The sequence below is a fragment of the Pseudoxanthomonas wuyuanensis genome (genome assembly GCF_900215535.1).
Taxonomy (GTDB): domain Bacteria; phylum Pseudomonadota; class Gammaproteobacteria; order Xanthomonadales; family Xanthomonadaceae; genus Pseudoxanthomonas_A; species Pseudoxanthomonas_A wuyuanensis.
In genome coordinates this window covers 1-12,459 of record NZ_OCND01000001.1, presented here as the reverse complement: position 1 = coordinate 12,459, position 12,459 = coordinate 1, and the positions used below count along the sequence as shown (strand labels likewise).

Annotated in this window: 12 protein-coding genes; all 12 read left to right on the top strand. The window is 59.0% G+C overall.

Annotation, left to right across the window (positions count from 1 at the left end; genetic code table 11):
• Positions 1–58: 58 nt before the first annotated feature.
• Entirely contained in the window at positions 59–3,541 is a 3,483-nt protein-coding gene (gene mfd, locus CRO39_RS00050) for a transcription-repair coupling factor (protein ID WP_097119833.1), read from the top strand.
• A gap of 1,102 nt (positions 3,542–4,643) precedes the next feature.
• The gene (locus tag CRO39_RS00045) at positions 4,644–4,985 is read left to right on the top strand and encodes a hypothetical protein (RefSeq protein WP_141400660.1); all 342 of its coding nucleotides are present in this window, start codon (positions 4,644–4,646) and stop codon (positions 4,983–4,985) included.
• A 106-nt stretch (positions 4,986–5,091) separates the two neighbouring features.
• On the top strand, positions 5,092–5,640 hold the full coding sequence (locus CRO39_RS00040; protein WP_097119831.1) for an HAD family hydrolase: 549 nt from the start codon (positions 5,092–5,094) through the stop codon (positions 5,638–5,640).
• A 578-nt stretch (positions 5,641–6,218) separates the two neighbouring features.
• A complete protein-coding gene (locus tag CRO39_RS21470; protein WP_484564489.1) occupies positions 6,219–6,671 on the top strand; it encodes a YbbD-related protein in 453 nt (150 codons plus the stop codon).
• Positions 6,672–6,729: 58 nt separating this feature from the next.
• The gene (locus CRO39_RS00025; RefSeq protein ID WP_097119828.1) at positions 6,730–7,125 is read left to right on the top strand and encodes a hypothetical protein; all 396 of its coding nucleotides are present in this window, start codon (positions 6,730–6,732) and stop codon (positions 7,123–7,125) included.
• A gap of 443 nt (positions 7,126–7,568) precedes the next feature.
• A complete protein-coding gene (locus CRO39_RS00020) occupies positions 7,569–7,949 on the top strand; it encodes a hypothetical protein (RefSeq protein WP_141400659.1) in 381 nt (126 codons plus the stop codon).
• Positions 7,950–8,371: 422 nt separating this feature from the next.
• Positions 8,372–8,782: a hypothetical protein gene (locus CRO39_RS00015; RefSeq protein WP_097119826.1), complete on the top strand. Its 411-nt coding sequence runs from the start codon at positions 8,372–8,374 to the stop codon at positions 8,780–8,782.
• A 58-nt stretch (positions 8,783–8,840) separates the two neighbouring features.
• Entirely contained in the window at positions 8,841–9,266 is a 426-nt protein-coding gene (locus tag CRO39_RS20320; RefSeq protein WP_141400658.1) for a hypothetical protein, read from the top strand.
• An 873-nt stretch (positions 9,267–10,139) separates the two neighbouring features.
• Positions 10,140–10,526, top strand: coding sequence for a hypothetical protein (locus CRO39_RS20315; protein WP_141400657.1), 387 nt, complete (start codon positions 10,140–10,142; stop codon positions 10,524–10,526).
• A 57-nt stretch (positions 10,527–10,583) separates the two neighbouring features.
• Positions 10,584–10,928: a hypothetical protein gene (locus tag CRO39_RS00010; RefSeq protein WP_097119825.1), complete on the top strand. Its 345-nt coding sequence runs from the start codon at positions 10,584–10,586 to the stop codon at positions 10,926–10,928.
• 387 nt (positions 10,929–11,315) lie between these two features.
• Complete coding sequence (locus CRO39_RS20310) at positions 11,316–11,681, top strand: hypothetical protein (RefSeq protein ID WP_141400656.1); 366 nt, start codon at positions 11,316–11,318, stop codon at positions 11,679–11,681.
• Positions 11,682–11,698: 17 nt separating this feature from the next.
• Positions 11,699–12,034 (top strand): immunity protein Imm33 domain-containing protein, encoded by a 336-nt coding sequence (locus CRO39_RS00005; protein WP_217991828.1) that lies wholly within the window; start codon positions 11,699–11,701, stop codon positions 12,032–12,034.
• The last annotated feature ends 425 nt before the right edge of the window (positions 12,035–12,459 follow it).

The following is a 12,459-nucleotide window of genomic DNA, read 5'->3' as shown; positions in this document are numbered from 1 at the left end:
CTGGCCTCCCTTGCGCTGGGTGCGACCGCACCCGGCGCTGCCGTTGTTTTGTGCGCAGATGACCAAACCCACCTCACGTCCCCCCGCATTCCCCATTCCTCCCCTGCCCAAGCGCGGCCAGACCCGCGCCTGGTGGCGTGCGCCGACCTCGCCCACCGCGCTGGCGTGGTTCCTGGCCCGTGCGGCCGAGAATCATGACGGCCCGTTGCTGGCCATCGCGCGCGACAACCATGACGCGCACCAGTTGGAAGCGGATCTGCATACGCTGCTGGGGCCTGCTGGCGACCTGCCGGTGCTGCCGTTTCCGGATTGGGAAACCCTGCCCTACGACCAGTTCAGCCCGCACCCGGACATCATTTCCCAGCGCCTGGCCGCCCTGCATACGCTGCCAACGCTAACGCACGGCATCGTGGTAGTGCCGGTGCAGACGTTGATGCAACGGCTGCCTCCGCTGCGCCATATCGCCGGCGGCAGCTTCGACTACCGGGTCGGCCAGCAGTTGGACTTCGATGCCGAAAAACTCCGGCTGGAATCGGCCAGCTACCGCAACGTGCCGCAGGTGCTGGACCCGGGCGACTTTGCCGTGCGCGGCGGCCTGCTGGACGTCTACCCGATGGGTGCCGATTCGCCCTTGCGCATCGAACTGCTGGACGACAGCATCGACTCGATTCGCGCCTTCGACCCGGAAACCCAGCGTTCGCTGGAAAAGACCGACGCGGTGCAGATGCTGCCCGGCCGCGAAGTGCCGCTGGACGACGCGGCGACCGAACGCGCGATCCGGCTGCTGCGCGAACGCTTCGATGTCGACACCCGGCGCAGCGCGCTGTACCAGGATCTGAAGTCCGGCCTGGTGCCTGCCGGCATCGAGTACTACCTGCCGCTGTTCTTCGACCAGACCGCCACCCTGTTCGACTACCTGGACGACAAGGTGATGCCGGTGCTGGGCGATGGCGCCAGCGACGCTGCCGAAGCGTTCTGGGCGCAGACGCTGAACCGCTACGAGCAGCGCCGCCACGACATCGAACGGCCGCTGCTGCCGCCGGAAGAGCTTTACCTGCCGCCGGACAAGCTGCGCGAACGGCTCAACCAACTGGCGCGCATCGAGGTTTGCGGGGTCGAGCACGCGCGCCGCGACGAGGCGCGGCCGCTGGGCGAACAACCGGTCCCGGTGCTGCCGCTGGCGGCCAAGGACCATCAGCCCGCCGAAGCGCTGAAGTCGTTCCTGTCCAGCTACCCCGGCCGCGTGCTGATTGCCGCCGATTCCCCGGGCCGGCGCGAAGCGCTGCTGGAAGTGTTGCAGGCCGCGGATCTGCAACCGCCGACGACTGGTGGTCTTCCGCAATTCCTGCAGCAGGACGCCCGTTTCGCCATCGCCGTCGCCCCGCTTGAAGACGGCTTTGCGCTTGACGCGCCGCAGATTGCGGTCCTGACCGAACGCCAGCTGTTCCCCGAGCGCGCCACCCAGGCGCACCGGCGCAAGCGCACCGGCCGCGAACCCGAAGCGATCATCCGCGACCTGGGCGAACTGAGCGAAGGCGCGCCGATCGTCCACGAGGATCACGGCGTCGGCCGCTACCGCGGCCTGGTGGTGCTGGAAGCCGGCGGCATGCCGGGCGAGTTCCTGGAAATCGAATACGCCAAGGGCGACCGCCTGTATGTGCCGGTGGCGCAGTTGCACCTGATCAGCCGCTATTCCGGCGCATCGGTGGAAACCGCGCCATTGCACTCGCTGGGCGGCGAGGCCTGGAGCAAGGCCAAGAAAAAGGCAGCGGAAAAAGTCCGCGACGTGGCCGCCGAACTGCTGGAAATCCAGGCCCGCCGGCAGGCCCGTGCCGGCCTGGCGCTGCATCTGGACCGGGCCATGTACGAACCGTTCGCGGCCGGCTTCCCGTTCGAGGAAACCCCCGACCAGCACCACGCCATCGAATCGGTGATCCGCGACCTGGCCTCCAGCCAGCCGATGGACCGCGTGGTCTGCGGCGACGTGGGCTTCGGCAAGACCGAAGTCGCGGTGCGCGCCGCCTTTGCCGCCGCCAGCGCCGGCAAGCAGGTCGCAGTACTGGTGCCGACCACGCTGCTGGCCGAACAGCACTACCGCAATTTCCGCGACCGCTTCGCCGACTGGCCGTTGAAGGTGGAAGTGCTGTCGCGCTTCAAGACCACCAAGGAAATCAAGGCCGAGCTTGAAAAACTGGCCGAAGGCAAGATCGACGTCATCGTCGGTACGCACCGCCTGCTGCAGCCGGACGTCAAGTTCAAGGATCTGGGCCTGGTCATTGTGGACGAGGAACAGCGCTTCGGCGTGCGCCAGAAGGAAGCGCTGAAGGCGCTGCGCGCCAATGTGCACCTGCTGACCCTGACCGCCACGCCCATCCCGCGCACGCTCAACATGGCCATGGCTGGCCTGCGCGACCTCTCCATCATCGCCACGCCGCCGGCCAACCGCATGGCGGTGCAGACCTTCGTCACGCCATGGGATGGCGCGATGCTGCGCGAGGCCTTCCAGCGCGAACTGGCGCGCGGCGGCCAGGCCTATTTCCTGCACAACGACGTCGAAAGCATCGGCCGCATGCAACGCGAACTGCAGGAACTGGTACCGGAAGCGCGCATCGGCGTGGTGCACGGGCAGATGCCCGAGCGCGAGCTGGAACAGGTGATGCTGGATTTCCAGAAGCAGCGCTTCAACGTGCTGCTGTGCACGACGATTATCGAATCGGGCATCGATATTCCCAACGCCAACACCATCATCATGAACCGCGCCGACAAGTTCGGCCTGGCCCAGCTGCACCAGTTGCGCGGCCGCGTCGGCCGTTCGCACCACCGCTCGTACGCGTACCTGGTGGTGCCGGACAAGCGCGGCATCACCGCCGACGCGCAGCGCCGGCTGGATGCCATCGCCTCGATGGACGAACTGGGCGCCGGCTTCACCCTTGCCACCCACGACCTGGAAATCCGCGGCGCCGGCGAGCTGCTGGGCGAAGACCAGAGCGGACAGATGGCCGAGATCGGCTTCAGCCTGTACACCGAACTGCTGGAACGCGCGGTACGCAGCATCAAACAAGGCAAGCTGCCGGACGTGGATGCCGGGCACGAGCACCGCGGCGCCGAAGTCGAACTGCATGTGCCGTCGCTGATTCCCGACGATTACCTGCCCGACGTGCATACCCGCCTGACCCTGTACAAGCGCATCAGCAGCGCCCGCGACGCCGATGAGCTGCGCGACCTGCAGGTCGAGATGATCGACCGCTTCGGCCTGCTGCCGGACCCGGCCAAGTATCTGTTCGCCATTGCCGAACTCAAACTCGCCGCCACCGACCTGGGCATCCGCAAGCTAGAACTGGGCGAGAACGGCGGCCGTATCGCCTTCGACGCCAAGCCCAACATCGACCCGATGGCCGTCATCCAGCTGATTCAGAAACAGCCCCGGCTGTACTCGATGGACGGCCCGGACAAACTGCGCATCAAACTGCCGCTACCCGAAGCGCCCGACCGCTTCAGCGCGGCCAAAGGCCTGCTGACCACGTTGAGCCGGGCAGCTTGAGGACCGCCAACGCCCAAAACCGCGTCGTAGGCCGGGCCCTACGCATGCCACACCACCCCGCTGCCCGTACCCGATACACCCCCTTGGTACCTGCGTATTTCATACGCCCCCACTTCAGTCCGATAACGCATGGAGCTTGCCTTTTCTCCGACCACGCGCCTATCGCCTAACCCCTTGTTTACAGGTAGGAATCTTCTGATTGGATTTGTCCGAAAACTACCCCATACTCCGCGCAACGCCCCATTTGAGGGGTCGAATAGTTGTTATACGGCAGAGCGGAATCAGCTCCCTGTGACGTGGGCAAAGTCCGACATGACTGCGCGCCGCTTTCCGATTGCCAGCGACGTTGACCACCTGCTACAAAAGCGGCGCAACCGGCGCGCCACAAGCCGGGGCTTGCGGTGCTCCGGTCAGCCGCTTTTGCCGGGCGCTTCGGCGGAGGGGTTCCAGGTAGCCGGCATCACGGAAGCGGACGCTCCGCACCGCACGCATCCGGACCGCTGCCGCATAACTAGTCGTTCAACCGGAACCCGCCTCAGGGCCGCGTCTTCGCCAGAGAACCGGCTATGATTGGCTTCGGGACGGACCCATGGCGGGTCCGGTTAACTCCGGTGTTAGGCGGCATGGAAGGTTATGCGCGAGTACCCACAATCCAAAGTCATTAGATTTGATGCCTACTCGGTCGTGGCCGCGTGGGCGAGCCTGGGCTTGGTAGCCATCCTTCTTGTTCTAGTTTTGGTCGGCTTGCCACTTCTGCCACTACTTTCTGTGGCAGGCGCGTTGTTCCTGCTCTCGGTAACTGCCCATTTGCTACTTGCCTTTGCACACAGATGCCCTGAGTGTTCAAAGCATCCGACTATCCAAGGATTTGCTCCTGTTCATCCGCAGGCTCGGACTTCGGCTATGGATGGCTGGGCCGGTGTAGTTCTTGGCGTGGTCAAGCGCCAGCAATTTGTTTGCATTCACTGCGGGGCGGCATACAGTGTCTCTCGTGCCGCCTAACCATTCGTTCAAGCCGAGCCCGCATCGTTACGGCTTTGATCTGACAGCTGACCAGGGCGGGCCGGCTTAACTCAGGCGTTAGGCCCTTGAGAGATCTTTGATGATTGGAACCTTTAGTCTTGGCTGGACTCGATTCCTGATCGTTTGTGGGATGATCTCTCTCCCTTTCGCTGTAATTCTCCTAGCGCTGTATGAGTCAAATGGGTTTGATGTTTCCTCCGGGTCGATAGCCATCCTTTGGATATCGGCGCTGGCATTGACGGGCTACCTATGGCGCGATATGCGAGCCAGTATTGCCAAAGGCAAATATTCGGAGGCGGATTTTTATAACAATCGATTCAAGATCGTAGTCACCTTTATTCCAGCTCTTGTTGTTTGGCTGTTGGCTACCCTGACCCTAACGTTTGGACTGATCTTATGGTCGTTACGCGATCAGTTGTAGGGCCTAACAATTCATTCAAGCCGAGCCCGCCTCGCGGTCTCGGCAAACTTCAGCCGTCTCGTAGCGGGCCGGCTTAATTCAGGCGTTAGGCTTGGCAAGAAGGCTCATGATTACTCAGGATCAAAAGCTGCTGGTACTTGACCTCGATGAGACTCTCGTCTTTTCGACTGAGCGGCAGCTAGATCGCCCCGCTGACCTGAGCGTCGTCGGCTATCACGTGTACAAGCGCCCACACCTCGACTCATTTCTAGAATTTGCCTTCTCTAGGTTCAAAGTCGGGGTATGGACATCATCTGGGAGGCTTTATGCAGAGCCGCTGGTCGCACAGTTGATGCCAAACCGTTCAATAGAGTTCGTGTGGTCTTCTATGCGGTGCAGCTTGGCCAGAGATTGGGAGACAGGTGCCCATTCGACCCAGAAGCGCCTGGCCAAACTCAAGAAGCTCGGGTTCAAGCTCGAGCAGATAATTGGCATAGATGACACTCCCAGCAAATACGCCAGGAACTACGGCAATCTCGTTTTAGTACAAGAGTTCACCGGCGACCCATCAGATGACGAGCTGGCACATCTCCCCCATTACTTGGAGAACCTTAGTGCGCAACCAAACGTCCGCGCTATCGAGAAGCGTAACTGGCGTGAGCGTCTGCATCGATAAGGGCGCCAAGCCTAACAATTCATTCAAGCCGAAGCCGCTTCGCGGCTCGGCTTAATTCAGGTGTTAGGCCCGCGATGAAAACTCCGATAGTTGAAGTTCGACAGCATAATCTTGCAGTACTGACGGAGTTTGACGGGGTCTTCTTAAATGCCGTCATGCAGACCCGTCACAACATGCTTAACAACAAGACTTGCCATGTGATTGACTCAAACGGAGATCTTTGGTCATTCACGTTTGCTCACACCAACCATATCGGCATCAGAAAAGTTATTAGCGCCCTCCTCTGGAACATCTCGTACGACCAGTACACCTACACAAAAGAGTCCAACATTTCCGTCCGGCGATTCCGAGATATCGTTGAGCCACACCAGCGGGACCTAGACCCCGACCGCAGCGAAATGGCTGTGGCTCTGTATGAGTCCCTTGCCACGTGCGACTTTTCTGATCCTTTGCGCAACCATATTCATCTACTCAACTTGTAACAGCACATGGTCTGCACATCTATTGGCTGCGGGGCCTAACAATTCATTCAAGCCGAAGCCGCTTCGCGGCTCGGCTTAATTCAGGCGTTAGCGGGCATGAAGCATTTTCCACGGCGACTTCCACTTGTACTGCTACTCACTGTGGCCGTGTCGTCATGCTTCTGGGAGCGGCCAGAATCCTCCTACTCGTCCTTCGCAGAAGCTAAACGTGCCGGGGCGGTTGATAAGGGCTGGATCCCCGCGTGGATTCCCTCCAGCGCAACGGCCATCCAAGAGATGCATGACATCGACACAAATGAGAGCATGCTGGCCTTCAAGTACGATCCCGCCGAGAGCTGGGAAGTCCCTGATGATTGCCAGCCCGTCAAGTACTCGCAAATGACCTCGCCTCGGTTCTCTCGTAGCTGGTGGCCACCTCGTGACTCACTCGAGCGCGTGTTCGACTTTTATCGCTGCGACGGCGACGTACCGTTCTCATCCGCGGCCACCTGGGTGGGCCGACATAAATCCGGACAGCACGGGCTCCATTGGCGCGCGCATGCCCGCTAACAACTCATTCAAGCCGAACTTGCTTCGCAAGTCGGCTTAATTCAGGCGTTAGGCTGCTATGGACACGCTTCTGCAGTTTGCTTTCTATGCCCTTGGTTTCGTTGGACTGGCGGGCATCTCACTGATTCCGATACGGTCCTTTCTGGTCATGCGGCAGATTGTCGGCTACTGGCACGTCTCAATTCTTGCCAAGCTCGCAATTGTGTTCTTTGCGCTTGTAGCCACAGCCCTTCTGGTCGCACAGGGGCACTTGGTTGTGCGCATATTTAGCTGCCTCATTGGTGAGCACTGCGGCCCCAATCGGGCAAGTGGCTGGATCTACGTAGCAGGCATCGGCATCTGGTATATCGTCCTTGAGGTGGTTGCGTTTGCCGTGAGGTATCTGGTCCGCAAGCTGGCCGGCGCGCAGCCTAACAGTTCGTTCAAGCCGAACCCGTATCGGGGCACCGCCTAGGTGCTTTTACGCTACGCTAGCACCTATCCGCCGCCCCGCTACGGGTCGGCTTAACTCAGGCGTTAGGCCGTACTGCGGTCAGATGTCGCACCGTTGCAGAGGTAGGCGATGAAGAGGGCCCCGCTAATCGCAGAGATTCCCCCGTCGCGATTCAGTTCGTACGATGGGAGCACGCCTCAAGTCGGTGACGTCGTCGAGCTGGACCAGGGTTTCACCTTTCCTGACGGCGAGCCCGGATGCCTTGTGTACTGTGTAGGGCGAGATGGAAAGTATCGATGGGGCGCCGAGGTTTACGAATCGGAAATTGGGCCTGATGTTGCGGCCTAACAATTCATTCAAGCCGAGCCCACATCAGGGCGGCGCCTAAGTGCGCGCCTTCGGCTATATTTGCACTCAGTCGCCGCCCTGCTGCGAGCCGGCTTAATTCAGGCGTTAGGTGTCACATGAAAGTTTCAAGCCATCTGACAAAAGCATTCATGCTGATATGGCTCTTATCCGCCTGTGCGCACGACACTCTTGGCCCGAAGATTGACACTTCCTCAAAAATCAGCAAACAAGAATTCATATCGCGCTTCGGCTTTCCTAAGTGCGCGGTTTCTGTACCGCTTACGCTATACGAGGCAGTAAAGGGTGCTGAGTTGGTCGGGGCTCCACAAATTGATCAACGCATCGATTGGATAGAGATGATAAAAATCATGGAGCCCGGTGATGAGTTGCGCAATGTCTGGTGCGTTCCGCGCCGAGGGCCCGGAGGTGTCGATATCATCGGGCTGTTCCGTAACAGCAAGTTGATCGCCGAGGTGCACACGGTCTTCATGGACTAGTGACACCTAACAATTCATTCAAGCCGAAGCCGCTTCGCGGCTCGGCTTAATTCAGGCGTTAGAGCGCTATGACACAACCCGCCACATCAAGATTCTTAAATGCAGTTCACTGGCTAACGGCCAGCTTGATGGTCGCGTCTAGCGCTTTATTCGCCGGCGTTTTCCTAGCTTCCGGCATCCTTTCTGAGAAGCCTGGGCTCGTAATTTGCGCACTAGGTTGGGCTTTGATCACGGTCCCCATCTACTATTACCAACATCCCACCAAGAAGCTAACACGTGGGTCTGTTCTGGCTGGTTTAGTTGGCGGCATCATCTTCTTCCTAGGGCTTGCAGTTCATGCTGGCGCGCTCTAACAATTCATTCAAGCCGAACCCGCTTCGCGGGTCGGCTTAATTCAGGCGTTAGCCCGCATAGGAGCCTTCATGGCGTTCAAGGTAGGAACCCCAAAACCACTCGATGAGATCTCTGCACAAGACGTGCAGACGCATCCCATTTGGCTCTGGGTCTGGGAGGCTGGGTTAGAGGGAGAGGCTGACGATGAGACTTGGCAATGCCCTGTTCTTGATACATCGGACGTCTCTGAGGCAATGACTGAGCCGGTCATTACCCTCATGGTCAAGGGCAGCAACATCATTGGCTCTGCCAGCTACCACTCCCAGAGTGATCAACTTGAGGCAATCTCCATCTGGGAGGGTGACACATGGATTGGGGTGCAAGAGACAACGCTCCCCACGCCAATTTCGTTTGTTGCCGTTCCAACGATCCGCGGCATGGCAAATGTTGAGTTCGTCTGCACTGAGCCCGGTGACGATTGTGCGTCGCGTGCGGGCTAACAATTCATTCAAGCCGAACCCGCTTCGCGGGTCGGCTTAATTCAGGCGTTAGGCGCTTATGACACTTCCTGGATACTGGTTCAAATCAACATTGTTTGAGATCGAACCTGGCGAGGATGAGGAGGTCAATCCGCGTATCTATGGGCGTCAACTCGCCCATTGGCTGAAACCTCAATTGGAACGGCATGGCTACGCCGTTGCAGATGTCTTCCCGGAGGACTGGGGTTGGTGCGTTGAGTGCAACTGTGAATCGCACAGACTATTTGTCGCATGCGGGAGCATCGAGGATTTCGATGCCAAGCCAGACGACCCGTTGCCATCTAAAGAGTCCGTGACTTGGCACTGCTTCCCCGCCGCCGAGGTTCCGTTCTTGTCTCGGCTGCTCAAAAGAATAGACACTGGTCCAGAGCTTTCCCGCCTCGACGCAGCCTTACGTGTCGTCCTCAGCAATGAAAGCCAGATCACACTGGTTGGCGAGCCGTAGCGCGCCTAACAATTCGTTCAAGCCGAGCCAAAATCGTGGCAGCGCCTGCGTGCCTACGCTACGCTAGCACGCAGTCGCCGCCCCGCTTCGGGCCGGCTTAACTCAGGCGTTATACGGCAGAGCGGAATCAGCTCCCTGTGACGTGGGCAAAGTCCGACATGACTGCGCGCCGCTTTCCGATTGCCAGCGACGTTGACCACCTGCTACAAAAGCGGCGCAACCGGCGCGCCACAAGCCGGGGCTTGCGGTGCTCCGGTCAGCCGCTTTTGCCGGGCGCTTCGGCGGAGGGGTTCCAGGTAGCCGGCATCACGGAAGCGGACGCTCCGCATCGCACGCATCCGGACCGCTGCCGCATAACTAGTCGTTCAACCGGAACCCGCCTCAGGGCCGCGTCTTCGCCAGAGAACCGGCTATGATTGGCTTCGGGACGGACCCATGGCGGGTCCGGTTAACTCCGGTGTTAGGCGCTAAATGCTTATTCCTTTCTGGTTCAACACGAATCGCGGTCTTGGATATGGCGTAACTGCCACGTCACAAGGTGAGGCTGTGCAGCTGCTCAGGGGATACGGTTATCCCTACGCTGGCGAGGAGGTAACGAGCGTTATTCCAGGGGTGACCTTTGCCGAACTAGATCAGGATCATATCGCTCCAAACGTCGGGCCCATTGTAGTAAAAGGCGTTTGGTACCCCAGGCACAACGTGTAGCAACTAGGCTTCGGCGGTTCGGGATAGCGGATTCGGTTACGTGCAGGCGCCTAACAATTCATTCAAGCCGAGCCCACATCAGGGCGGCGCCTAAGTGCATGCCTTCGGCTATATTTGCACTCAGTCGCCGCCCTGCTGCGGGCCGGCTTAATTCAGGCGTTAGGCACCATGACCAACATCTCCGTAGTTCAAGGGCAAGAGTTCGATTGGTTTGCCCGGGACTCGTCGGGAGCACTAGCACTATTTGCCACGGCGGGTAACGGAGCTGTTCCGGACTGCGTCCTGGAGGCATTGGAGCTCCACGGCAGTGCTAATGATCTTATTCCGGTGACTGGGTGGGGCTCGCCGCAAGTCTGGGCAAGTTATGCGGCTGCCGGCCTTTTCGCCTATGACTGGCATGAGCCCACGGGCCAGTATTGTCGCGTGGCTACTCCTGGTGGTTCAGTACTATCATCTCTCATGGCCGAGCTCGTGGCCGTCCGGCTTCCTGAATTTTCAGGACACTTCTCCCAGGCACTTGAGTTGAGCCTTGAAGATCTGCAGCATGGCGCCTAACAATTCAATCAAGCCGAACTTGCTTCGCAAGTCGGCTTATTTCAGGCGTTAGGCCCCATGGAACGTTTTGCCATCTCCGTTCTGTGGCTTACCGCTTTGGCACTGCCCGTCATTGTGTTCCTGCTCTTTCGTCCGCGTTCCCACTTGCGTTGCTTGTTCGCCGCTATTGCCGCAGTGGCAACAGGCTGGTCATTCAATTTTGCGTACGCCATTGCGGCCCAAGCGATCACGGCCAAAGACGTTTCCGGGATCAATGGAGCCGCCCATGCATTTGCAGCACTCTTCGGCTGGGTCCTGCCAACATTTTTAGTTCTGCTCACTTGGCTGGCCTGGGGCTTCATCGCTCGCCGCATGAGCCCTAACAACTCATTCAAGCCGACGCCGCTTCGCGGCGCGGCTTAATTCAAGCGTTAGGCCCCGTGATCATCTCCTTCAAAGGTCCAACATTCTTTGCATCTGAGGACGAGGGTCAGTTCTTTGGGTGGCTGTACTCGCTACCTGAGTACAAGGACATTCGCGGCAGAGGCACCACCTTGGACTTGGAGCTGGCGCATCCGGTGAGTGCGGACACCGTTCGGCAGCTCCTAATCGTATTTCGCCGCTGGTGCGTTGACCCAAAGCCGTTACTCCCTTTGCGGTCCCCTGAGACAGATAGCTTTGTACTTTGGGATACTTCTCTTTGAGAGGCCTTGTCCGGTGCCTAACAATTCGTTCAAGCCGAGCCCGCATCGTTACGGCTTTGATCTGACAGTCGGCCAGGGCGGGCCGGCTTAACTCAGGCGTTAGGTGATGAAATCAGCCCCTGCTAGTTCCGCAAGCCTGATCCTCGGTATAGCTTCGATCGCGGCTGGATTGTTCAGCTGGGTCTGGATCTTCTACGCTTGGGATGCTTCACAACACATGGGGTCGCCTCTCCGTCGCCACTCGGCGCAGGTTGTGAGTACGCTCACCGGAGACAAGGCTTATATCGCCAAGGATTCTCATAGCGCTGGACTCGCTTTGATCGACGTTCTAAGCAATACATTCTGGGTTTTGTTCGCCTCAGGAGCCTTCATGATCGTGCTTGGATTATTTCTTGTTCTTCTCTCTCGTATGGCATCCGTGTCATCACCTAACAATTCGTTCAAGCCGAACCCGCTTCGCGGGTCGGCTTAACTCAGGTGTTAGGCCGCATGAAGCAGGCGTCGCAATCGGACACATGCAAACAGTTCGGATCGCTCTATCAGCCACCCGCTGAGGTCGATCGTTTGGGAGTCGCACTCTCCACGCTCTCGCAACTGCCTCTCAATGCTCTTCGACACCCACCAGAGCATGGGACATGCGGCTGGTACATCTGGGGCGGCGACTATTCGGAGGATCCAGACTTTTTCCAGCCGCTGCATGTGCATCACATTGTGGAGCACGCACCAAAGTTGGTTCCATACCTTGCACTTGCTCCAGGCTGGCGCGTTTTGCTTGCGCCCGAGCAGACGGATGTCTGGTATGACCCGGCTCTCACTGCCACATAGTCTGCGGCCTAACAATTCGTTCAAGCCGAACCCGCATCGGGGCAACGCCTGGGTGCTTTTCCGCTACGCTAGCACCCAGTCGCCGCCCCGCCACGGGTCGGCTTAACTCAGTCGTTAGGGCTCAGGGAGAGGTTATGAGACTGGGATGGATCCTACTAACGTATGCCGTAGCCTTAGCGCTCGTCGCGCTGCTAAACAAAAGAGAGTTCAATCGCTGCCCGGAAAAGGGCGAGCGCTACAAAGCACTTCCGCTCTATTACAAGTTGGCCTGCTGGTGCGGTGTAGTTCCGCTATGCGTTTCTATACTCTTCGTGCACGGCGCGCTATTTAGTCGGCCCTGCAAAATCCCTGAAAGCCCGCAGCACCAAGGCATATGGGCAGTCTGAGCTGGCTTGCATCTCCCAGAAGTCGATATTCTGGGGTCT